This window comes from Chryseobacterium sp. AC417 (assembly GCF_979258215.1).
Genome location: NZ_OZ409845.1, coordinates 2,253,102 through 2,275,838, shown reverse-complemented (window position 1 = coordinate 2,275,838; position 22,737 = coordinate 2,253,102). Strand labels below are relative to the sequence as shown.

General features: G+C 34.6%; 20 protein-coding genes and 1 pseudogene. 4 read left to right on the top strand and 17 right to left on the bottom strand.

Going from position 1 to position 22,737, the window contains the following annotated elements; genetic code table 11:
- Nucleotides 1–17: 17 nt before the first annotated feature.
- The 9 genes and pseudogenes from ACZZ9T_RS10860 to ACZZ9T_RS10820 all read right to left on the bottom strand — a co-directional run bounded on the left by ACZZ9T_RS10860 (nt 18) and on the right by ACZZ9T_RS10820 (nt 10,275).
- Entirely contained in the window at nt 18–623 is a 606-nt protein-coding gene (locus ACZZ9T_RS10860; protein ID WP_463432015.1) for a DUF2911 domain-containing protein, read from the bottom strand.
- Nucleotides 624–754: 131 nt separating this feature from the next.
- The gene (locus ACZZ9T_RS10855; RefSeq protein ID WP_463442101.1) at nt 755–2,614 is read right to left on the bottom strand and encodes a hypothetical protein; all 1,860 of its coding nucleotides are present in this window, start codon (nt 2,612–2,614) and stop codon (nt 755–757) included.
- A 21-nt stretch (nt 2,615–2,635) separates the two neighbouring features.
- Nucleotides 2,636–2,857 carry a hypothetical protein gene (locus tag ACZZ9T_RS10850; RefSeq protein WP_463442100.1) on the bottom strand — a complete coding sequence of 74 codons (222 nt, stop codon included), beginning with the start codon at nt 2,855–2,857 and terminating at the stop codon, nt 2,636–2,638.
- A 19-nt stretch (nt 2,858–2,876) separates the two neighbouring features.
- The gene (locus ACZZ9T_RS10845; protein WP_463442099.1) at nt 2,877–3,788 is read right to left on the bottom strand and encodes an ABC transporter ATP-binding protein; all 912 of its coding nucleotides are present in this window, start codon (nt 3,786–3,788) and stop codon (nt 2,877–2,879) included.
- A 179-nt stretch (nt 3,789–3,967) separates the two neighbouring features.
- On the bottom strand, nt 3,968–4,390 hold the full coding sequence (locus ACZZ9T_RS10840) for an SRPBCC family protein (RefSeq protein WP_463442098.1): 423 nt from the start codon (nt 4,388–4,390) through the stop codon (nt 3,968–3,970).
- Nucleotides 4,391–4,500: 110 nt separating this feature from the next.
- A pseudogene (gene carB / locus ACZZ9T_RS10835) lies at nt 4,501–7,684 on the bottom strand (carbamoyl-phosphate synthase large subunit).
- Nucleotides 7,685–7,742: 58 nt separating this feature from the next.
- Complete coding sequence (locus ACZZ9T_RS10830; protein WP_463442097.1) at nt 7,743–8,096, bottom strand: four helix bundle protein; 354 nt, start codon at nt 8,094–8,096, stop codon at nt 7,743–7,745.
- 40 nt (nt 8,097–8,136) lie between these two features.
- On the bottom strand, nt 8,137–9,210 hold the full coding sequence (locus tag ACZZ9T_RS10825; protein WP_463432005.1) for a carbamoyl phosphate synthase small subunit: 1,074 nt from the start codon (nt 9,208–9,210) through the stop codon (nt 8,137–8,139).
- Between the two features lie 174 nt (nt 9,211–9,384).
- Nucleotides 9,385–10,275 (bottom strand): aspartate carbamoyltransferase catalytic subunit, encoded by an 891-nt coding sequence (locus tag ACZZ9T_RS10820; RefSeq protein WP_463442096.1) that lies wholly within the window; start codon nt 10,273–10,275, stop codon nt 9,385–9,387.
- Between the two features lie 244 nt (nt 10,276–10,519).
- On the opposite strand from ACZZ9T_RS10820, the gene ACZZ9T_RS10815 reads away from it, so the two are divergent.
- On the top strand, nt 10,520–10,981 hold the full coding sequence (locus ACZZ9T_RS10815; RefSeq protein ID WP_463432001.1) for an Lrp/AsnC family transcriptional regulator: 462 nt from the start codon (nt 10,520–10,522) through the stop codon (nt 10,979–10,981).
- Between the two features lies 1 nt (nt 10,982).
- Nucleotides 10,983–12,002 (top strand): hypothetical protein, encoded by a 1,020-nt coding sequence (locus ACZZ9T_RS10810; RefSeq protein WP_463442095.1) that lies wholly within the window; start codon nt 10,983–10,985, stop codon nt 12,000–12,002.
- Nucleotides 12,003–12,026: 24 nt separating this feature from the next.
- Here ACZZ9T_RS10810 and argH read toward each other — a convergent pair whose 3' ends face one another.
- From argH to ACZZ9T_RS10770, 8 genes are all read right to left on the bottom strand, one after another.
- Entirely contained in the window at nt 12,027–13,331 is a 1,305-nt protein-coding gene (gene argH / locus ACZZ9T_RS10805) for an argininosuccinate lyase (RefSeq protein ID WP_463442094.1), read from the bottom strand.
- A gap of 144 nt (nt 13,332–13,475) precedes the next feature.
- Nucleotides 13,476–14,558, bottom strand: coding sequence for a M20 family metallo-hydrolase (locus ACZZ9T_RS10800; protein WP_463442093.1), 1,083 nt, complete (start codon nt 14,556–14,558; stop codon nt 13,476–13,478).
- Nucleotides 14,533–15,327, bottom strand: a complete 795-nt coding sequence (argB, locus tag ACZZ9T_RS10795; protein WP_463442092.1) for an acetylglutamate kinase — start codon at nt 15,325–15,327, stop codon at nt 14,533–14,535. Before argB ends, ACZZ9T_RS10800 begins: the two co-directional genes overlap by 26 nt.
- A 4-nt stretch (nt 15,328–15,331) precedes the next feature.
- Nucleotides 15,332–16,291 (bottom strand): N-acetylornithine carbamoyltransferase, encoded by a 960-nt coding sequence (locus tag ACZZ9T_RS10790; RefSeq protein WP_463442091.1) that lies wholly within the window; start codon nt 16,289–16,291, stop codon nt 15,332–15,334.
- 56 nt (nt 16,292–16,347) lie between these two features.
- Nucleotides 16,348–17,487, bottom strand: coding sequence for an aspartate aminotransferase family protein (locus tag ACZZ9T_RS10785; protein ID WP_463442090.1), 1,140 nt, complete (start codon nt 17,485–17,487; stop codon nt 16,348–16,350).
- A 315-nt stretch (nt 17,488–17,802) separates the two neighbouring features.
- On the bottom strand, nt 17,803–18,765 hold the full coding sequence (gene argC, locus ACZZ9T_RS10780) for an N-acetyl-gamma-glutamyl-phosphate reductase (protein WP_463442089.1): 963 nt from the start codon (nt 18,763–18,765) through the stop codon (nt 17,803–17,805).
- Nucleotides 18,762–19,958 (bottom strand): argininosuccinate synthase, encoded by a 1,197-nt coding sequence (locus tag ACZZ9T_RS10775; RefSeq protein WP_463442088.1) that lies wholly within the window; start codon nt 19,956–19,958, stop codon nt 18,762–18,764. The genes argC and ACZZ9T_RS10775 overlap by 4 nt, the downstream gene beginning before the upstream one ends.
- Nucleotides 19,930–20,526 (bottom strand): GNAT family N-acetyltransferase, encoded by a 597-nt coding sequence (locus tag ACZZ9T_RS10770; protein ID WP_463442087.1) that lies wholly within the window; start codon nt 20,524–20,526, stop codon nt 19,930–19,932. The genes ACZZ9T_RS10775 and ACZZ9T_RS10770 overlap by 29 nt, the downstream gene beginning before the upstream one ends.
- Before the next feature lie 157 nt (nt 20,527–20,683).
- Between ACZZ9T_RS10770 and ACZZ9T_RS10765 the strand changes: the two genes are divergently transcribed.
- Both ACZZ9T_RS10765 and ACZZ9T_RS10760 read left to right on the top strand, forming a co-directional pair.
- Nucleotides 20,684–21,100 carry an IS1/IS1595 family N-terminal zinc-binding domain-containing protein gene (locus ACZZ9T_RS10765; protein ID WP_463431981.1) on the top strand — a complete coding sequence of 139 codons (417 nt, stop codon included), beginning with the start codon at nt 20,684–20,686 and terminating at the stop codon, nt 21,098–21,100.
- A 247-nt stretch (nt 21,101–21,347) separates the two neighbouring features.
- Nucleotides 21,348–22,727 carry a porin gene (locus tag ACZZ9T_RS10760; protein ID WP_463442086.1) on the top strand — a complete coding sequence of 460 codons (1,380 nt, stop codon included), beginning with the start codon at nt 21,348–21,350 and terminating at the stop codon, nt 22,725–22,727.
- Nucleotides 22,728–22,737 lie beyond the last annotated feature (10 nt).

Genomic DNA, 22,737 nt, shown 5'->3' with positions numbered 1-22,737 from the left:
GGGTATAATTTTGAATCTTAGCTTTTTGCTTTTGCAGCGTCAGATTCTATTTTTTTAATTTCTTTTAATTTCTCTGCGATTTTTGTTACCGCTTCCGGTTTTGCAGGTTTTAAAGGAACTTCTGCCTGAGCCATATCCCATTTGATGACCAGATTTCCTGAATTTTCATCTGTCGGGTTGATGGTAATTTCAAACCATTCTTGTTTATCAGCTAATTTATTAACCGGAACAGTGACGTCTACTACATCGTTTTTAGCATCATAAGTGTAAGCACCCCATTGCTGAAAATCTTTATTTAGAATGACTTTCCAGTCTTTTTCTGTTGGCACGATAAATAAACCGTAAGTTCCTGCCGGAACAACTTTTCCGCCAAAATTTACAGACTGTCCGAATGTAATTTTCGTTGAAGAGTTTGCTCCCGCTCTCCAAACCTGACCGTAAGGAACTAATTCTCCGAAGATTTTTCTTCCTTTCACACCCGGCCTTCCGTAATCGATGCTTATTTTTGACATTGAAAACTGCTGCTCAACTTTCTGACGCGGGCTTGCTGCCGGTACCGAATAATCCTGTGCAAAACCGAAAGCCGAAACTGATATGCAAACTGCAAATAATATTTTTTTCACTTTTTTTTAATTTTGATAAAATTACGAAATCGAAGTTATAAATTATCGGCTGATCTTGATAAATTTTGTTAAAGTATGTTTTAAATAAAATAAAAAGCCTCACAATAAAACTTATGAGGCTGTATGTGTAATTATTCAGGTCTGGCTTTCCATTTCATGAGAATTGCTGTGTAAAAATAGGTAAAAATGAAACCACAGATTAGTATGATATAACTTAAACCTAATCCTAAAACATCAACAGTTGTTTCGCAATAACTCTGAATGTTTCTGCAAGCTTCCTTTTCATGAATTGTAATTATTACAAAAATAAGAGCTAAGAAAAGTACAAAGGCATTCAATGAAATATTCATAAAAATTGAAATGACAAGCTTGCTAAAATTTTTCATCCATAAAACAGGTATTGCCAATATAATTAAAGAAAGAATTAAGGCTAAATAAGAAACGAAAAATTCAAATCCTTCCGACGTAGAAACTGAATATAAAACCGTCACCAAAACAACCGCTAAAGTCAAAAGTCCCGCAGAAATGATACTGAATAATAATGATTTTAAACCTGTAATTCTGAAACTAAGAATAAATGTTGAGAGAAAAAAAGCAAGCCAAAGATAAATATGGATATTTTCAGAAAAGAAATCATAAGATTTTACATCATCTACACTTGTTAAAAAATCTTTCAGATTGTCTGTATAATAGTAATAATCTGTGATATTCTTTTTAAAATAATCTTCGGGGGAAATTTGTTTGTCTATTTCCGGGTTTAGCTCTCTGATGTGTATTGAATCATCCACAATTACTCCATTTACAACTGCGGCAGCGTTATCATCAACAGTTTCTGTTACTATATAATCTCCTTCGTTATTAAGTGGTCTGTTATTGACATCATATTTTTCACCTTTTAAAGGTTTATATTTTTTTATAAAATAATGAACATTAAAATCCTGCGGTGCATAAACCATTTTTGTCCATTGCTTGACATCAAGATTATTTTCGATCCCGAATTTATTGGATATTGCTAAAAATTGTGAAAGAAGTTTTTCAATTTCCGCCGAATTATTTTTATCTAAAAGTTCAGCAGTTTTTCTATTGATTTCGGCTCTTTTTCTTTTAAACTCAATATTATTAATGTTTTGATTATATAAACTGTAATCCTCTAAAAATGCTTGACCATCAGATTTATAATCATAAAAAACATCTGAAAAATTATAGAAACTCATCTGAGTACTTCTTAAATAGGAAGAAACATCCACAACATCTCTTTTAAAGTAAAATGTTTCTGATTTATAACCATTTTTAAAAGAAAAAACAGCTTCTTTCTTTTGAGAATTTTCAGGCTCTGGTGTAAGGAAATTCTTATAGAGATCTTTTTGATAAGATGTTTTTGAGTATAAAGAATTGAATTGATAAACTCTGTCGTAAAAAACAAAATATTTCTTCGTACGGTCTATTTTTTTGATGTCTGTTTCGCAATACAAATCGTAGAAAGGTTTTGGTGAAAGACGATTGTCTAAAGTATACAATTCTAAATTCTGACTTAAAAAAGCATTTCCACGATTGATGATTTGGATATTTTCTTTCATCTCAGAATCAGGATATTTATTATCAATAAACATCTTAAAACCAACCATGTATGAGAAATAAAAAGTAGTGCAGACAAAAATAATCACAAAATACTGAAAAAATTGTGAAAAAAGCTTTGCTTTCGACTGAGGATAAAAGTTCTTGAATGCATTGTTTTTAAACATTATAATGAGCCATCCTACAATCATCAAAATAGAAATTATGATATGTACCAAAATAATCCCGTCACGGTAATAATCGTCTTTAACATTTGATGTCTGAAGAGAAACAGGATTGATATGTGAGATAAAACCAGTGATGAAAAACAAAATATGAATGATGAATCCCGCCAAAAGCATCCAAACGATTTTGGTGTTCCAGATAGTAGGATATTTTTCAAGCAGAAATTGATTGAATTTATTTATTTTTTGCATTTTAATTTGAATTAAAGAAGATTAATTAACGAAAAATCTTCTCGTAGAAGATGAAATATTTCTGATATACACCAAGTCTGTTTTTGCCTGTCCCAAAGTTGCAATAACCTGATGAAATTCGGTATCCGAAGAGAAATAGGCAACATAAACACCACCGTTGAAATTAAGTTTTTCCAAACTAAAATCTTTGAAAATCTCAAGAAGATGTTCTCTGGATTCCGGAGTATCAATTTCGATAATCAAATTTCCATTTTCTGTGTTATCAAGTTTCAGAATTATCTTTGTACTTTCCGTTTTTCAGGAAAATAACTTTATCCGAAACTTTCTCTACTTCGTATAATTGTTGTGAACTCAGAATCAAAGCAATAGGATTGTTGACAGAGTTTGCAATTGATTTTAAATCTTCCAGAATAACCTGTTGAGCCAAAACATCAAGATTTGCTAAAGGTTCGTCTAAAAGTAAAATTTCGGGTTTTCTTAAAAGTGTTCTGGCTAATTCGAAACGCATTTTATAGCCGGAAGATAATTCATTCCATTTCAGATGTTTATAATTCCAAAGCCCGAGACGGGCAATCATCATCAAAGTACGAAGTTCATTCTCTTCAGGATTTACACCATAATTTGCAAGTACAAATTTCAAGTTATCTTTCAGACTTCCGTACCATTTTTCGGTACGTTGAGGAATGTAAACCAGCTTTGTACAAAGATCATAATCATCTTTCGGTTCGATATTAAAAGAATAACTCAGATCGCCTTCATTAAATGAAATTTCCTTTGCCAGAATCCTTAAAAGTGAGGTTTTACCGTTGCCGTTTTCACCAACTAAACCGTAAACCTGACCTTTCTTGATTTCCATAGAAACGGGACCGAGTGAAAATCGGTTGCTTCCGTATGATTTTATAATATTTTTTGCCCTGAGTACAGATTTTTCAGCAGAATGCTCCTGAACTTGATTTTTTTCTATTTTCTGAAGAAGAATTAAGGATTTTTCAATAAAATCATCTATTGTATGATTACTGGTTTCTTTCCAATCGGTTAACTCAATGGCTTCTTTGTAAATTTCCATATTCTGAGTATCGATTGCACAGTCGAGCAATTTCCTGAAACCCAAAACAGTATCTTTATTTTCAAAAAAGTGGTAGACTTCAGTTACTCTTTGCTGATGTTTCGTCATTCTGTTTTTTTTAATTTCTGTTTGTAGATTTTAAAGATAAATATTATATGTATTTATTTTAATTTTTAGCTAAAAAAAAGATAAAAATTTCACATTAATTTGATTTAAAAGATAAAAATAAGAGATTACATTCCCATCATCATGGCCATATAATAATTTTATTTTTTAGAGTTAGTTGTTCAATATATTTTCAGATTTTCCAAATATTGTGACCAAGCACCTGAACAACCTTCATAGCATTCAAATTTTGGAACTAAACCATCATGAGTAAAATCAATTATTAAATGGTTGTTTTCTTTAGAAATGTTGAAACTGATTTTGGTTCCCGTCCACTCATTAGTCTCTTTTAAAAAAGATAAATTGCTGTCAACAACTTCCCAAACTATTTTTTCATTGGGAATAAATTCCACTAATTTTTGAACGGAATTGTGCGCTCCATTTCCGGCACTGAAAGTAAATACATCATCCAGTTTTTCATAATTTCCGGTAATGATCTCGTTGTGTAAACCAATCCACCATTTTTTTGGATTCATTACAATATTGAAAACTTCTTCTGCCGATCGGGAAGTTGAAAATGTATATGAGAAATTTTGTGTTGACATTTTTAATCATTTTATTAAAATCTAAATTATACAATTTTTCTTATCCATTGATCATAAAAAAAAACGCACCTTAAAAAGATGCGTTTTGTAATATATTCTTAATCTGAAAGCTACATTGCCTCCATTTTAAATGTCATGCTTTCAATCACTTTCAGGATTGCTTCAACAGTATCCATTGATGTTAAACAAGGTACACCGTTTTCTACACTCATTCTTCTGATCTGGAAACCGTCTCTTTCAGACTGTTTTCCTTTGGTCATGGTATTGACAACATACTGAACTTTTCCTTTCTGAATCAGGTCGATAAGATTGACACTCTCCTCTCCTATTTTGTACCCGATTTTACAAGGGATTCCTTGTTCTTCAAAGAATTTTGCTGTTCCTTCGGTTGCCCAGATTCTGAAACCAACTTCATGAAACCTCGCTGCCAAATCTGCCGCTTCCTGCTTGTGTTTATCTGCTACCGTAAACAAGATTGAACCGTGCATCGGAACTTTTCTTCCTGCTGCAACCAATCCTTTATATAAAGCTTTTTCCAAAGTGGTGTCTTTCCCCATCACTTCTCCTGTAGATTTCATTTCCGGACCTAAAGAGATATCCACTTTCGTTAGTTTTGAGAAAGAGAATACAGGAACTTTCACGAAAACGCCTTCTTTATTTGGAACCAGTCCGTTTTGGTAACCTAAATCTTTCAGTTTCTGACCTAGAATTGCTTTTGTCGCCAAGTTTGCCATCGGAACATCGGTAATTTTAGATAAGAAAGGAACCGTTCTTGATGAACGCGGATTCACTTCAATCACATATACATTTCCTTCAAAAAGAACGTATTGAATATTCATTAAACCAATCACATTCAACCCTTTAGCCAATCTTTCGGTATAATCTACCAACGTTTTGATTTCTTCCGGAGAAACATTCTGTGGAGGATATACCGCAATTGAGTCACCAGAGTGAACTCCAGCTCTTTCAATATGCTCCATAATTCCCGGAATAATTACCGTTTCGCCGTCGCAGATTGCGTCGACCTCCACTTCTCTTCCGGTAATATAACGGTCGACCAATACAGGCTGATCAGGACTCGCATCTACCGCAAATTCCATATAGTGAGCCAATTCTGATTCAGTGTATACAATTTCCATTGCTCTGCCTCCCAAAACGTAACTTGGACGAACCAAAACCGGATAACCAATTTCGTTTGCAATCACAATGGCTTCTTCTTTTGAAGTCGAAGTTTTTCCTAAAGGCTGGGGAATTCCCATTTCCTGAAGGGCTTTTTCGAACTTATCTCTGTTTTCAGCTCTGTCAAGATCTTCAAGTGAAGTTCCTGAAGATTTTCACTCCATAAGCTGCTAATTTATCTGCTAAGTTGATTGCGGTCTGACCTCCAAACTGCACCACAACTCCCATTGGTTTTTCAAGGTCGATGATGCTCATTACATCTTCTTCCGTCAAAGGTTCGAAGTATAATTTATCTGAAATCGAGAAGTCTGTAGAAACAGTTTCCGGGTTATTGTTGATGATAATCGCTTCGTAACCCATTTCTTTGATTGCCCAAACCGAGTGAACCGTTGCGTAATCAAACTCAACTCCCTGTCCGATTCTGATGGGTCCTGAACCCAAAACGATGATTTTTTCTTTATCGGTAACTACAGATTCATTTTCCTCTTCGTATGTTCCGTAGAAATATGGGGTTTCAGATTCAAATTCTGCAGCGCAGGTGTCTACCATTTTATAGACAGGCACAATTCCGTTTTCTTTTCTGAAATTATATACTTCTCGCTGTGTAGATTCCCACAGATGAGCAATATTCTGATCTGAGAAACCTAGTTTTTTAGACTGAATAAGAATTTCTTTATCAAATCTGTTGGCTGCAATTATTTTTTCGAAATCAATGAGCTTCTTTAATTTCCAGATGAAGAATTTATCAATTTTACTCCATTCTACAATTTGTTCCCAATCATAGCCTCTTCTTAAGGCATCACAGATGATAAACAATCTTTCGTCATCACAAACTCTGATTCTTCTTTCGATATCTTCGTCTGTTAAAGCTGCAGCCTGTTTTGTTTTTAAACCTAAATGTCTTAAGCCTGTTTCGAGAGAACGTACTGCTTTCTGTAAAGATTCTTCGAAGTTTCTTCCGATCGCCATTACTTCACCTGTTGCTTTCATCTGAGTAGACAATCTTCTGTCTGCAGTCTCAAATTTATCGAAAGGGAATCTTGGGAATTTTGTTACCACATAGTCCAAAGCCGGCTCGAAGCAAGCGTAAGTTTTACCTGTAACCGGATTCATTATTTCATCTAAAGTCAATCCTACAGCAATTTTTGCAGCAATTTTCGCAATCGGGTAACCTGTTGCCTTACTCGCCAAAGCCGATGAGCGGGAAACTCTCGGATTTACTTCGATGATATAATAATCAAATGAATCTGGGTCTAAAGCCAACTGCACGTTACAACCGCCTTCAATTCCTAATGCTCTGATGATTTTCAGTGAAGCATTTCTCAACATCTGATATTCTCTGTCGGAAAGTGTCTGAGAAGGTGCTACAACGATTGAGTCACCGGTGTGAACTCCCACGGGATCTATATTTTCCATGTTACAAACCACAATTGCGTTGTCATTTGCATCACGCATTACTTCGTATTCTATTTCTTTGAAACCTGCGATTGATCTTTCGATCAAGCATTGTGTAACCGGGCTGTATTTTAAACCTAGTTCAGCAATTTCTTTTAATTCGATTTCGTCTGCAGCAATTCCGCCACCTGTTCCGCCCATTGTGAAGGCAGGACGAACAATCACCGGATAACCGATTTCTTCAGCAAAACGAAGTGCTCCTTCTACTGTGTTTACAATATCAGATTCAGGAACGGGCTCATTTAATTCTCTCATCAATTCACGGAACAAATCTCTGTCTTCCGCTCTGTTGATGGCTGAAAGTGTAGTTCCTAACACCTCAACTTTACATTCTTCAAGAATCCCTGAATTTTCCAATTCTACCGCCATGTTCAGACCTGTTTGTCCGCCAAGAGTCGGTAAAAGTGCATCCGGACGTTCTTTTCTGATAATGTGACTTACAAACTGAAGTGAAATCGGCTCGATGTAAACTTTATCAGCGATTTCAACATCCGTCATAATCGTTGCAGGATTTGAGTTGATCAAAATCACCTTGTAACCCTCCTCTCTCAGGGAAAGACAAGCCTGCGTTCCTGCGTAATCAAATTCTGCTGCCTGACCGATGATAATTGGTCCGGAACCGATTACTAAAATTGTTTTTATATCTGTACGTTTTGCCATTTTCTTTTTTTTAGATACTAGATGTCAGATTTCAGATTTCAGACTTCCAATATTGTGTTTACTTTTTTAGATTAGATTTAAATGAATAAATCATTCGTTGAATTTCATTTAGATTTGATATTAAACTGTTGACTTTTTCTGCATTTAATAAATTGAGCTCTCTAGTTAAGATCAATTGAGTTTGTAACTCAAAAGAAGAAGCATTTGCAATTCCAAGAAAATGGTAAAATTCTCTGTCATTGTTCCTTCCTGCTCCTTCCGCAATATTTGACGGAATTGAAACTGCAGATCTTTTAATCTGAGAAATCAAACCAAATTTTTCATCTTTTGGCAATTCAGCACAAATTATATAAACTTCTTTTGCAAGTCCTATTGATTTCTGCCAAAAAATTAATTTCTCAAAATTGTGCATGTAAAGTCTGTTATCTGATGTCTAATATCTGAAATCTAAATTATTTTTTAAAATCTTCCATCAACGTGATGAAATCATCAAATAAGTAGTTCGCATCTTCAGGACCCGGGCTTGCTTCCGGGTGATATTGTACGGAGAAACAAGGGTGAATTTTGTGTTTCAGACCTTCGTTTGTTCTGTCGTTCAATGCGATGTGTGTTTCAATTAAATCTGTTCCTTTTAAACTTTCCTGATCAACAGCATAACCGTGGTTTTGAGAAGTAATTGCCACTTTATTTTTTTCTAAATCTAAAACCGGGTGATTTCCTCCTCTGTGTCCGAATTTTAACTTGAACGTTTTAGCTCCGCAAGCCAACCCGATCAATTGGTGTCCGAGACAAATTCCGAAGATGGGAACTTTTCCTAATAATCCGCGGATCATGTCTAAAGCATGTTGGTTATCTTCAGGATCTCCGGGACCGTTGGACAGCATGATTCCATCCGGATCCATCAGTAAAATATCTTCTGCCGTAGTGTCTTGCGAAACCACGATTATGTCGCAGTTTCTTTGAGATAATTCTCTGATTATTCCTAATTTAGAACCAAAATCTACAAGCACAACTTTAAGTCCTCTTCCAGGATTTGCATAAGAAGTTTTCGTAGAAACCTGCTCCACCTGATTAGTTGGAAAGGTCGTTGATTTTAATTCTTCAACAGTGGTATTTTCGTCTGCATCTGCATTAACGATTTTTCCCTTTACCACTCCTGAATTACGAAGAATTCTGGTCAGTCTTCTGGTATCAATCCCTGAAATACCCGAAAGATTTTTCTTTTTAAACAATTCCTGTAATGTAATCTGAGTACGGAAATTGGAAGGCAAATCGCAAATTTCTTTTACAATAAGACCTTTGATTGCAGGTTCTATGCTTTCGTAGTCATCACGGTTGATCCCGTAATTTCCGATCAGCGGATAGGTCATGCAAACAATCTGACCGCAGTAAGATGGGTCAGAAATCAATTCCTGATATCCCGTCATTCCGGTATTGAAAACCACCTCACCTGCTGTTTCCAATTCTGCTCCGAAACCTTCTCCATGAAATACTTCACCGGACTCCAGTATTAATTTTTTCTTCATTTTAACTTTTTATCTTTATTTCTATTTTATCTTTTTTAAATCATCCTTTATTTGATGATCTTATTTTTAACCACCCCGTCAAAAATTCTTTGAATTTTTGCCACCCCTCCAAAGGAGGGGAATTTTAGAGCCATTTATTTATGAACTTTTACTGGCTTTTAAACCTTTAGTTTTTTACTTGAAAGAAAACCCTTTCTCTTCCAAAGCATTTTTCAGGATTGCCATTCTTGCGAAAACACCGTTCTGCATTTGTTTGAAAATTCTTGAGCGTTCGCATTCCACCAAATCAGTATCGATTTCAACTCCTCTGTTGATGGGAGCGGGATGCATGATGATGGCTTCCTTTTTCATGTTTTTTTCTCTGCCCTTCGTCAACCCATATTTTCTATGGTATTCCGAAGCTGAGAAACTCATTTTTGCATCGTGTCTCTCGTGCTGAATTCTTAACAGCATCAATACATCCACATCTTTAATCATTTCATCAACAGAAAGATAAGTTCCGTTAATTAAAGCTCCTTCGTCAAACCATTGTTCCGGTCCGGAGAAATAAACTTTCGCTCCCAATCTTCTTAATGCTTCTGCATTAGAATTGGCAACCCGGCTGTGTTTTACATCTCCTACAATTCCTACTTTTAACCCTTCAAAAGTCCCGAATTCTTGATAAATCGTCATCAGATCCAGCATACATTGGGATGGATGATTTCCCGTTCCGTCTCCACCGTTGATCACAGGAATCGTTATATTTTTTAAATCATCAAAATATCTGTCTTTTTTGTCTCTGATTACCACCAGATTTACCCCTAAACTTTCAATTGTTTTTACCGTGTCATATAAACTTTCACCCTTATTGACAGAACTGTTTGAAGCATCAAACGGAACCACCTGCAAACCCAATTTTCTTTCGGCAATATCAAAGCTTGTTTTGGTTCTTGTACTGTCTTCAAAGAAAAGATTTGAGCAAAAAACTTCTCCTTCAATTTTAGCAGTTTTTCCATTCGCAAAAGCCATCGCTTCTGCCAGTATACTGTTGATTCTCTCGGTGCTTAGTTCTGTAATCGTAAACATAATATCTTAAATTTTTTACAAAAAAAAAGCGAAGAAAATATCTTCGCTTAAAATAAATAAATATCGTAAAGGACGTCTACGCCCGGTAATTCTAATGATATAAATACTGTGTTATTCATTAGGTGCAAAGGTATAACATTTGGTTAACATGGCAAAGTGAAATTTTAAAAAAATTAAAAAACTTCAATCACCTGGTAATTCTCATTTATTCTTAATATTTTTGTTAGAATTCAAAAACAAGTTTATGGACGCAAAAGACAGGATGATTCTCAGCATAATTCAGGAGGACTCTACTTTCTCGGTGAAAGAAATTTCAGAGAAAATAGGCTTGACCTTTACTCCGACCTATGAACGTATCAAACAGTTGGAAAAACAGGGAGTTATTGAGAAATATGTCGGTCTTCTGAATCGTGAAAAACTGGGTTTGAATATTGTTGTTTACTGCAACGTTCGCCTGAAAGAACAATCCAAAAAAGTGTTGGAAACGTTCGAGAAAAATATCATGCAGCATGATGAAGTTCAGGAAATTACCAGTCTTTCCGGCGAATATGACTATATGCTGAAAATCATTGCCAAAGACATTAATTCTTATAATGAATTTACCGTCAATGTCATTTCAAATATTCCCAGTATCGGGCAGTATCACAGTTCGATTGTGCTTCATGAGGTGAAGAAGTCTACTAAGTTTAAGATTGATTTGGGGTAAGATGAAATCAATAATAGGAATACTAATAGCAATTACTTTTTTGGTCTCATGTCGTGACTCCCGATGGAAAATAGAGAAGAAAAATCAATTTCTCATCGATAATAAAATTGATACAACAAAATACAAAACTGTCGCAGAACTTTATCTTGATGGACAAATCTCTAAAATAATAACTTCTGATAGCACAAACAACCATAATTATCTGCATTTTTATTCCCCATTACTCTTTGATAATAAATATGTTTATGTTGAGAAAAATCATTCTTCAGACAAAGACAAAAATGTAATCGTAAAATTAGATTCTACTGGAAATATTATTGATTCAATCATAATAAATAAATATTCCACAATCATTAATAATTTTATAATTGAAAAAGATTCATATATCAGTTGGTTTGTGGATAACAACAAGGAAATCAAAAAGCTTGAAAATATTAATTATTTTTCGAAATCGGACACAACAAAATTAAAAGTGCTAATTAAAACATTTGAAAATGATGATGTTAAGTTTTATTCAAAATCAAAATATTCTTCAAACGACAATATCGATACTTGTAATTTTATTATTTCTTTTAAAAATAATAAGCTTCGGAAATTCAATTATTCAAAAAATATTCAACCTGAATATTTCTTAGATATTGATAACAATACCACTTTTGATTTTTCAGATAAATTTAAAGAACTTCCTGTAGCAACTTCCAACGATTTTCTTAAAGTTGATAATTTTTTTGCAAAAACTTCTGAAACATATATCAAAGGAAATAAACCAAACTTCAATTTGTATCTAAATGGAGGTGGTATGAATCCCTGCAATCGCTTTACAGGAAAATGTTTTATAACTCTGTCACCATCAGGAATAAAATTAAAAAGTACTAATCAATCCGTTTGTGACGATAAGAAAGCTCAAGAATTCTCTGACTTTAGAGCTTTTTTAGATAAATCGGTAAACTTTATTATGATCATTGATTACGATGATAAACTTAATTCAGTTTTGTATATTTTAAAAAATAAAATACAGTAAGAGAATGTTATGATGATACAATTACTAACCCAATAATTTGTTTTTCAACTTATTAAACTGATATTCAATTTTATCCAGACAAAGATTTCCAATGCTTCCCTGATGAGTATGATTTAAATTTTTAATTTCAAAATCAAACTCATTATTTTCAATCTCCTGCCCTACTTTCACATACGCATCACGGAATGAGCTTCCGTTTTTCACTTCTTCATTAATTTTCTCTACACTGAAAAGATATTGATACTTTTCATCTTCCAGAATTCCATCTTTCACCTGAATATTGGGTAATGTATAGCTTAAAATCTCCAAACACTCTTTCAGAGAATCGATTGCTGGAAAAAGAATTTCCTTCGTCAGCTGCATATCTCGGTGATAACCTGAAGGAAGATTATTGGTCAGCAAAATAAATTCATTCGGCAACGACTGAATTCTGTTGCAGCGCGCACGAACCAGCTCAAAAATATCCGGATTTTTCTTGTGCGGCATGATGCTGCTTCCTGTCGTAAACTCTTTAGGAAAGCTTATAAAATCAAAGTTCTGACTTAAATACAAACAAACATCATACGCAAATTTCCCTAACGTTCCTGCCAAAGTAGCCATTGCCATCGACAACATTTTCTCTGATTTTCCTCGTGTCATCTGAGCATATACCGAATTATAATTCATCGACTGGAAACCTAAATTATAAGTCGTACTCTCACGGTCGATCGGGAAAGAAGAACCATAACCTGCCGCGGAACCCAGTGGATTTTTATTAATTATATTCTTCACTGAAAACAGCATTTCAACATCATCCAACAATGCTTCTGCATAAGCTCCAAACCACAAACCAAATGATGAAGGCATTGCAATTTGTAAATGGGTATACCCCGGAAGAAGGACATTTTTATGCTGCTCTGCCAGTTTAATTAATATTTGAAAAAACTCGTCTGTCAACACTGTGATTTCACGAATTTCATCTAACAAATACAGTTTAATATCCAGCAAAACCTGATCATTTCTTGAACGAGCCGTGTGAATTTTCTTTCCTGTATCACCTAATTTTTCAATTAAAACAGATTCTATCTGTGAATGAATATCTTCCGCATTTTTATCCATTGTGAAAATTCCGTTCTCGATTTCTTCTAAAATTTCCGCTAAAACAATTAACATCTGCTGTGATTCTTCACTGGAAATAATACCGACTTTTGCCAACATTGTACAGTGCGCCATTGATCCTTTGACATCGTATTTTGCCAAACGTTCATCAAAGTCAAGATCTTTCCCGACTGTAAATTTGTTGACTACTATATTAGTGGCGTTGTCGTCTTTTTGCCATATTTTTTTCATAATTCTCTTTTTAGATATTAGATATTAGAAGTTAGATTTTAGATTTAGATTTAGATTTAGATTTAGATATAGATTTAGATATAGATATAGTTACAAAGAAGTATTACTCTCTAACTTCTAGTTTCTAAAATCTAACTTCTTTCTTTATAAAACCTTTTCAAGCATCTTGATATAAATCTCAATTCCCTCTTCTATTTCCTTTATATAGATGTATTCATCCGCAGTGTGAGAGCGTTTGCTGTCGCCGGGACCGAGTTTTACCGATGTACAAGGAATGATTGCCTGATCGGATGAAGTTGGTGAACCGTAAGTTGTCCTCCCGATTTCCATACCTGCCTCTACAAACGGATGATCAACTTCGATTTTTGAAGAATTTAATCTGAAAGACCTCGCCGTTAAGGTTGATTTCATCTTTGACTGGATAATTTCAAATGCTTCTTCATTAGAATATTCATCGGTAACCCGAACATCCAAAGTGAAAGTGCATGATTCCGGAACGACATTATGCTGAACTCCGGCGTGAATTTCCGACAGCGTAACTTTAACTTCACCCAAATAATCCGAAACTTTTGGAAATTTAAAGCTTAAAATTTGCTGCAAATCTTCCATACATTTTACAATCGAGTTATCGTCATTCGGATGAGCTGCGTGAGAGGGAGTTCCTTTTATTTCCCCGTCAATGACCAGCAATCCTTTTTCTGCGATCGCTAAATTCATTTGCGTTGGTTCTCCAACAATAGCGAGTTCGATATTCGGCAGTTGGGGAAATAAAGCTTCAATACCATCAAAACCTGAAATCTCTTCCTCGGCTGTCAAAGCAATCACTATATTATATTGTAAATCTTTCTGAGCATAAAAATGCAAAAAAACCTGCGCCATAGATACCAAAGAAGCTCCTGCATCATTACTTCCCAGTCCGAATAATTTTCCGTCTTTTTCAATCGCTAAAAACGGATCTAACGTATACGCTTTATTTGGTTTTACGGTGTCATGATGGGTATTCAGCAAAATTGACGGTTTGAAAACATCAAAATTTTTATTGACTGCCCAGATGTTATTTTTAAAACGTTTGGCAGGAATTTGGTGCTTTTTGAAAAAGTTTTCAATTTCTACTGACGTATTATATTCATCTTTGCTGAATGACGGAATCTCAATCAGTTTTTTCAACAAATACACTGCGTTATTCAGTAATTCTTCTTTACTATAAACAGATTTCAGTTCCTGCATGATGGTGTTCTGTATGGTTTTTCAGTTGGGTTTCTTTGATTAAAAAAACCTTATTTACACTATTTTTCACAGCTTCAAGAGCGTTTTCCAGTTTGGGTAAAATTCCTTTGTGTAATTTTCCTTCATTTTTTAATGTTGAAAATTCTCCTTCAGAAATATTTTTGATAACAGATTCAGGATTGTTTACATCTTCCAAAACGCCTTCTTTATCAAAACAGTACAATAATTCTACATCATATTTTGAAGACAAAGCCTGAGCAATAACCGAAGCAATCGTATCTGCATTGGTATTGAAAAGATTTCCTTTTTTGTCGTGCGTAATAGCGGAAAAAACCGGAACCAGATTAAGTTTAATGAATTTTGAGATTAATTTCTTGTTCACGTTTTTCTTTTCAATATCTCCTACAAATCCGAAATCTATTTCTGCGTGTTCTCTTTTTTTGGCTTTAATTAAATTGGCATCAGCTCCCGAAAATCCTATTGCTTTACATTTTTTCTGCTGAAGTTTTGCCACAATATTTTTGTTGATTCCTCCCGCATAGACCATCGCCACAATATCCAAAGTCTCTTTATCTGTGATTCTTCGTCCGTTGATCATTTTTTGTTCAACACCCAATTTATCAGCCAATGTTGTAGCTAATTTTCCGCCTCCATGAACAAGGATTTTCTTGTCTTTAATTTCAGAAAACTGCTCGAGAAATTCATTCAATAATTCTTCATCATCAATTAAAGCACCTCCTATTTTTATAACGAAAAGCTTTTCCTTCATTATTTTATTTTGAATTCAATTCATCTAAAATTTCAGAGAAAACCGATTGAGCCGAGAAAATTCGATTTTTTGCCTGTTGATAAATAATAGAATTTTTACCATCCATCACCTCATCACTTAACTCTACATTACGACGAACCGGAAGGCAGTGCATTACTTTTGCGTTATTAGTCTTTTCCAATTTTTCATTCGTCAGCATCCAGCTTTCTTTCACTTCAGGCATTGCTGCGTAATCATCAAATGATGACCAGTTTTTCACATAAATAAAATCTGCATCTTTCAACGCTTCATCCTGATTATGAACCACTTTTACATCTTTCGTGAAATTTTTATCCAAATCATAGCCTTCAGGATTAGCAATCACTAACTCAACATCCATTTCCTGCATCCATTCTGCGAAAGAATTTCCCACTGCATGAGCGATCGGTTTGATGTGGGGCGCCCAAGTTAAAACCACTTTCGGCTTGCGTTCTTCTTTCCAGTTTTCGGTAATCGTGATACAATCTGCCAAACTTTGCAGAGGATGACGGGTAGCCGATTCCAAAGAGATCACCGGAACTTTTGCATGTTGCTCGAACTGGCTTAAAATACTTTCGTTAACATCATCTTCCTTGCTTTTCATTCCTGCAAAACAACGAACTGCGATGATATCGCAATATTGATTTAATACTTCAATGGCATCTTTGATATGTTCTACGGTATCGCCATTCATGACGGCTCCGTCTGCGAATTCTAAGTTCCAGGCTTCCTGAGCTGCGTTTAACGTCAAAACATTTAAACCTAAATTTTGTGCTGCAATCTGACTGCTTAAACGTGTTCTCAAACTTGAATTTAAAAATACAAGTCCAATTGTTTTTCCTTTTCCTTTCTCAGTTTCCGAAAGAGGATTTTCTTTAATCTGTAACGCTTTTTTTATGATTTCCTGTAAGTTTTCAATATCGCTTACAGAGGTGAATTTTTTCATTGGGTAATTTTATTTTTCAATGACAAACGGAATATCCATTTCATTTTGAATTGATTTTAAAGATTTTCTAAAACAGTTTTCAAAGCACCGATGAATAGGTCGGTTTCTTCCTTTTTAATGTTAAGCGCCGGAAGAATCCTCAACACAGCCTTATCATTGGAATTTCCTGTGAAAATTTGATGATTGTACAATAGGTTGTTCCTCACTTCCGAGCAATCCCTGTCGAGTTCAATTCCAATCATCAGGCCTTTCCTTCGGATAGTTTTAATATGTGGAAGATCTTTAATTTTATTTTCAATATACTCGCCCATTTTTTGAGCATTTTCGATGAGATTCTCATCTTTCATGACATCTAAAACCGCAATCGCAGCGACACAAGCTAAGTGATTTCCGCCAAAAGTGGTACCCAGCAAACCATTACTCGCCTGAAACTTAGGGTGAATCAAAACTCCGCCGATTGGGAAACCGTTCCCCATTCCTTTTGCGGTTGTGATAATATCTGCTTCAATTCCAAATTCCTGATGAGCGAAGAAATATCCGCTTCTTCCATATCCTGACTGAACCTCATCTAAAATCAAAACTGTATCATGTTTTTCACACAATTCTTTAATTTTAGTTAAAAATTCAATCGTTGGAATCATAATTCCACCTACTCCTTGGATTCCTTCGATAATTACAGATGAAATTTCACTTCCTTGTTTTTCGAAAATTGTTTCAAGTTGTTCGATATTATTAAATTCAGACTTGATGAATCTTTCATCATAATTTACCGGAGCCACAATTTTCGGATTGTCGGTCACGGAAACTGCCGCAGAAGTTCTGCCATGAAATGAACCGGAGAAATACAACACTTTGCTTTTTCCGTTTTGAAACGAAGCTAATTTTAAAGCATTTTCATTCGCTTCAGCACCTGAATTACATAAAAACAAATTGTAATCTTCTAAATCTGAAAGTTTGCCTAGTTTTTCAGCCAATTCAGTTTGTAAATCATTCTGAACCGAGTTTGAATAAAAAGATATTTTATCTAATTGGTTTTTCAATTGAGTCTGATAATGCGGATGGTTGTGCCCTATAGAAATTACTGCGTGACCTCCGTAAAAATCGAGATATTTTTCTCCTTTATCGTCCCAAAGAAATGATCCATGAGCTTTTACCGGATTGATGTTGAATAATGGATATACGTTGAATAAATTCATCTTTTGGTTGATGGTTTTTGGTTGATAGTTGCCAGTTTTTGAATAGCTATCTTATTTTCTATTAATTTCTTTTGTCTTGAAACAAAAGAAACAAAAGTTCAAGACTTGGAAACTCCGGCTTAAATTTTAAATAATTTCCTAAAATTTCTAAACTCGGGCGGAAGGCAAATTTTGTTTCTTAAAGATTTTTTTGGACGCCACTCAAACAGGAGAAATTTTTTAACGGAAATTCTTTAAAATTTCTTAACGCCTCCGTTTCCTAAGTCGGTTTTACTTTGAGTTTAAAATTCACGATTGATTTATTGAAAATTGACATTAAAACGCCATAGGCTTTAAATTCAATCCTGAATTTTCTTCCCAACCCATCGCAATATTCATATTCTGAACTGCCTGTCCGGAAGCTCCTTTCAACAAATTGTCAATCGCTGAATGAATAACTGCAACATTTCCACTCTTTTCTATATGAATCACACAGCGATTGGTATTGACAACCTGTTTTAAATCAATTGCTTTCTCGCTTACCTTTACAAAAGGTGCATCTGCATAAAAATCCCTAAACAATTGATTGATCTCTGAAAGTTCTACATCTGTTTTCACCGTTGAACTCGTAAAAATTCCTCTCGCAAAATCTCCTCTCCATGGAACAAAATTTAGACTGATTTCATTCATATTAAAAGAAACTAGCTGTTGTAAAATCTCATCTACATGTTGATGGGTCAAAGTTTTATACGCTGAGATATTATCGTTTCTCCAGGTAAAATGCGTAGTCGGCTGTAAAGACTGACCTGCTCCTGTTGAGCCCGTAATACCTGTTGTATAAATTTCATTCAACAAACCTTTTTCAGCTAATGGAAGTAGAGCCAATTGAATCGCCGTTGCAAAACATCCGGGATTGGCAATACTTTTTGAACCTAAAAGTTGTTTTTTATTGATTTCAGGCAAACCGTAGATAAAATTTCTGTTTCCTAAGTTTCCATCTAAACGGAAATCATTTCCTAAATCGATTATTAACGTTTCACCTTTTACAGCATTTTGAGTCAGCCAGTTTTGGCTTTCTTTGTGAGGAAGACATAAAAACAAAATATCTACATCTTCCGGCTGATCGGTCAAAACCATTTCACAAACCGTCGTTAAATCCGGGTACAAATTTGAAATCTTTGTCCCCGAATTTGAACGACTATATAAAAAACTCAATGACACATTGGGATGAAAAGCCAGAAGCCGAACCAGTTCGCTTCCCGTGTAACCGTTGGCGCCGATAATTCCTACTGTCTTCATATCTCTTCTCCGTTAATCTGGTGATATATATTTAAGGAATTGCTTACAATTTTGGTATACCCTTTCACATCTTCACCTGTCCATGCTCTGTTTGCTTCGCCGTAACTCCCGAATTTATCGGACATTAAATCATGTTTAGATTCAATACCATTTAATATAAATCTGTAGGGATGAAGCGTTACAAATACTTTTCCGCTTACTGTTTTCTGAGAATCATCTAAGAAGGACTCGATATTTCTCATCACAGGATCTAAGAAAAGTGCTTCGTGAAGCCAGTTTCCATACCAATCAGACAATTGAGATTTCATCATCTGCTGATATTTTGAAAGGGTATGTTTTTCCAATAAATGATGTGCTTTGATGATCACAGATGCTGCTGCCGCTTCAAACCCTACTCTTCCTTTGATCCCGACAATCGTATCTCCCACATGGATGTCACGACCAATTCCGTAAACAGAAGCCAGTTCTTCAATCTTTTGAATAGCATAAACAGAATGTTCAAAATTCTCTCCATTTACGGCTATAACTTCTCCATTTTTAAATTCAATATCCAGTTCTGACGGCTGAGTTTCTTTAATTTGTGAAGGAAAAGCTTCTTCGGGCAAATAATTTCTTGAAGTTAATGTTTCTTTTCCCCCGACTGAAGTTCCCCAAAGTCCTTTATTCACAGAATATTGTGCTTTTTGAAACTCCATTTCGTACCCGTGATTTTTTAAAAATTCGATTTCATCTTCACGAGACAAAGACAGATCACGAATTGGTGTAATAATTTCTACATTCGGGCACATTACCTGAAAAATCAAGTCGAAACGAACCTGATCATTTCCAGCACCTGTACTTCCGTGAGCAATCGCATCAGCTTCAATTTCAATGGCATATTTTGCAATTTCCTGCGCCTGAATCGTACGTTCAGCACTTACAGACAATGGATACGTATTGTTTTTCAAGACATTACCAAAAATCAAATACTTAACACAAGAATTGTAATAATCTTCCTGAGCATCAATGCACCTGTATTCTTTCACGCCCAGATTAAAAGCTTTTTTTTCCAGTTGTTTTTCCTCTTCTTTAGAAAAACCTCCGGTATTTACGGTGACTGCATACACTTCATATCCCAGTGTTTCACTCAGGTATTTGGCGCAGTAAGAGGTGTCCAGACCTCCACTAAATGCTAAGATTACTTTCTTGCTCATTGTTATATTGATTTTCGGGTTGATTATTCTCAATACCGTTTACTTTATTATCAGGAACGAAAAGCATTGCTGTACAAAGACAATTTTTTCGTTCTTTTTTTATTAGAATTTCATAATTCACACAGCTTTTACAACCGTTCCAGAATTCTTCATCTTGCGTGAGTTCAGAATAAATTACGGGTTTATAACCTAAATCACTGTTAATTTTCATCACGGCAAGACCTGTCGTTAATCCGAAAATTTTGGCATTCGGATATTTATCTCTGGATAATTGGAAAACTTTATCCTTAATTAAAGTTGCAGCTCCTCTCTCCCTGAATTTTGGGGAAACTATTAATCCTGAATTGGCAACAAATTGACCATGTGACCAGGTTTCTATGTAGCAGAATCCTACCCACTTCCCATCTTCAGTGGCAACTACAGCATTGCCTTCTGAAATCTTTTTGCTTAAATATTCTATAGAACGTTTTGCAATTCCGGTCCCTCGTCGCTGTGCAGAGTCATACATTTCCTGCTGTATTTCACACACATACATTAAATGTTCGAATGAGGAAACTTGTATTTCCATTTATTATCTGAATTTTTTGGCAAATTTAAAGCATAATTACTTTAAAAACCAAATTAAAAAGATAATATTATTGTTTTAAAACATATTTAAAGATAATATATCTTATTTATTAAATTTTATTTTGCTAAATTATTATATATTTGCTAAAATACTATATATGGAAAATATTTGTCCGAAATGTAAGAGTGAAAAAGTAGTTAAAAGCGGAATTATTAACGATAAGCAAAGATTCCATTGTAAAGATTGCAAATACTATTTCACTGTCAAAAAATTAGGCAAAAAGATTGATGATTATTATGTAACAAAAGCCCTTCAACTTTACCTTGAAGGTTTGAGTTTCCGAGAAATAGAAAGGATTATAGGCGTTTCTCATGTAACCATCAGTTCCTGGATTAAAAAGTACAATATCACAAGACCTCCCCATTCTGAATTTCATCCTGTTTATAAAATTTTAAAACAAAATGAGCTGATTGACTATATTTCTAAAGAAGAAAACATCAAAGATTCTGGATTAATCATTACTCAATTTGCAGATAAATACATGTTGATCAAATGGGAAAGATTTAAAAAATGAGATATTAAAGTTATGAGTTATTAATTATAAGTTTTGAGTTTTTTTGCATAAATAAAATTAATAAATAATTGTAAATTAAAACATTATGAAAATAAATTGATTAAAATTTCAACATTTTAAGAACTCATAATTCATCACTAAAAACTTATAACTATATTATAACCATTAATATATATTAAATTTTTATAACTAAATTATTAATTCCAATTTGGCTTTCACAAAATAACAGCCAAAAAATTAATAATTTATGAAGAAAATATTAAGTTTTATTGGATTAGCTTTAATAAGCAGTTCTGTATATGCTCAAGGTTCTCCTGATTATGGAAATGGTTTAAAAATCAACATTAATCCTGAAGGAGATAAGTATGTGCGATTTATTTTATGGGATCAGTTCTGGATCAGGAATACAGATATGAACCCGGGAAGTATGCTTGGCGGCGAACCCACTGACAATACATGGAACTTAGGAAACCGAAGAGCACGTATTTTAGCTTATGCTCAGATCACCAAGCGTTACATGATTTTAACACATTTCGGGATCAACAATCAGACTTTCATCAACGGTGGCGGATCGGGAACTACAGGAACAGGAGGCTACGGAAATGGTAAAAAGCCGCAGCTTTTCTTCCATGATGCTTGGAACGAATATGCCGTTATATTGCCCGGAGAAGCAGGAAAATTCAGTCTGACTTTAGGAGGCGGACTTCATTATTACATGGGACTTTCACGTATGACAATGGGTTCAACGCTCAACTTTTTAACTTTAGATTCTCCGATTTTCAGTTGGCCTTTGATAGATAATTCTGATCAGTTTGCAAGGCAGATGGGCGTTTTCGCCAAAGGTAAATACGGAAAATTTGAATACCGAATGAGTTTAAACAAACCATTTGCAACAGATTTAGCTCCAGCCAACACGCTAGTTCCAGGAAATGAAGTTGCTGTGGATAACAACGGAAATCCGAACTGGTCTAAAGCAGGTTATTTTGAATACCAATTTTTAGATACAGAATCTAATCTTCTTCCTTTCAAAGTGGGTTCTTACTTAGGAACCAAAAAAGTTTTTAATCTTGGCGCAGGTTTTTACCATCAAAAGGAAGGAACCAGAACCTCAGTAAATTCAAATATTGAAAAACATAATATTACTTTACTTTCTGTAGATGCTTTTGCAGATATACCATTGGGTGAGGCAAAAAATAAAATGGCAGTTTCTGCTTACGCGGGTTTTTACAACTATAATTTCGGACCCAATTATGTCAGAAATTTAGGAATTATGAACATTGCAGCGAACGATCCAAATTTTGCTGGGCAAAGAGCTTTGGCTGGTCCCGGAAATCTTCAGCCGATGATCGGAACCGGAAATGTGGTTTATGCGCAAGCTGGTTTGTTACTGCCGAATCAGGCAGAGAAACCAAAAATCAGAATTCAGCCTTTTGCAGCTTACACATATAAAGATTTTGAAGCATTTGACAGACCTTCTTCGCAATTTGATGTAGGAGCCAACTGGTTTTTAGATGGTCATCATGCAAAAATTACTACACAATATTCTACAAGACCGGTTTACACAAGCCCGACTGAAAGCCCGTCTTCTAAAGGAGAATTTATTGTACAGCTTCAGATTTATCTATAAAAATTAATTT

What these genes read in the sequence shown, in the direction of transcription:
- ACZZ9T_RS10855 (WP_463442101.1), bottom strand. Translation starts at nt 2,614, where the DNA reads ATGCAAAAAATAAATAAATTCAATCAATTTCTGCTTGAAAAATATCCT.
- ACZZ9T_RS10845 (WP_463442099.1), bottom strand. Translation starts at nt 3,788, where the DNA reads ATGACGAAACATCAGCAAAGAGTAACTGAAGTCTACCACTTTTTTGAA.
- ACZZ9T_RS10840 (WP_463442098.1), bottom strand. Translation starts at nt 4,390, where the DNA reads ATGTCAACACAAAATTTCTCATATACATTTTCAACTTCCCGATCGGCA.
- ACZZ9T_RS10830 (WP_463442097.1), bottom strand. Translation starts at nt 8,096, where the DNA reads ATGCACAATTTTGAGAAATTAATTTTTTGGCAGAAATCAATAGGACTT.
- ACZZ9T_RS10825 (WP_463432005.1), bottom strand. Translation starts at nt 9,210, where the DNA reads ATGAAGAAAAAATTAATACTGGAGTCCGGTGAAGTATTTCATGGAGAA.
- ACZZ9T_RS10820 (WP_463442096.1), bottom strand. Translation starts at nt 10,275, where the DNA reads ATGTTTACGATTACAGAACTAAGCACCGAGAGAATCAACAGTATACTG.
- ACZZ9T_RS10815 (WP_463432001.1), top strand. Translation starts at nt 10,520, where the DNA reads ATGGACGCAAAAGACAGGATGATTCTCAGCATAATTCAGGAGGACTCT.
- ACZZ9T_RS10810 (WP_463442095.1), top strand. Translation starts at nt 10,983, where the DNA reads ATGAAATCAATAATAGGAATACTAATAGCAATTACTTTTTTGGTCTCA.
- argH (WP_463442094.1), bottom strand. Translation starts at nt 13,331, where the DNA reads ATGAAAAAAATATGGCAAAAAGACGACAACGCCACTAATATAGTAGTC.
- ACZZ9T_RS10800 (WP_463442093.1), bottom strand. Translation starts at nt 14,558, where the DNA reads ATGCAGGAACTGAAATCTGTTTATAGTAAAGAAGAATTACTGAATAAC.
- argB (WP_463442092.1), bottom strand. Translation starts at nt 15,327, where the DNA reads ATGAAGGAAAAGCTTTTCGTTATAAAAATAGGAGGTGCTTTAATTGAT.
- ACZZ9T_RS10790 (WP_463442091.1), bottom strand. Translation starts at nt 16,291, where the DNA reads ATGAAAAAATTCACCTCTGTAAGCGATATTGAAAACTTACAGGAAATC.
- ACZZ9T_RS10785 (WP_463442090.1), bottom strand. Translation starts at nt 17,487, where the DNA reads ATGAATTTATTCAACGTATATCCATTATTCAACATCAATCCGGTAAAA.
- argC (WP_463442089.1), bottom strand. Translation starts at nt 18,765, where the DNA reads ATGAAGACAGTAGGAATTATCGGCGCCAACGGTTACACGGGAAGCGAA.
- ACZZ9T_RS10775 (WP_463442088.1), bottom strand. Translation starts at nt 19,958, where the DNA reads ATGAGCAAGAAAGTAATCTTAGCATTTAGTGGAGGTCTGGACACCTCT.
- ACZZ9T_RS10770 (WP_463442087.1), bottom strand. Translation starts at nt 20,526, where the DNA reads ATGGAAATACAAGTTTCCTCATTCGAACATTTAATGTATGTGTGTGAA.
- ACZZ9T_RS10765 (WP_463431981.1), top strand. Translation starts at nt 20,684, where the DNA reads ATGGAAAATATTTGTCCGAAATGTAAGAGTGAAAAAGTAGTTAAAAGC.
- ACZZ9T_RS10760 (WP_463442086.1), top strand. Translation starts at nt 21,348, where the DNA reads ATGAAGAAAATATTAAGTTTTATTGGATTAGCTTTAATAAGCAGTTCT.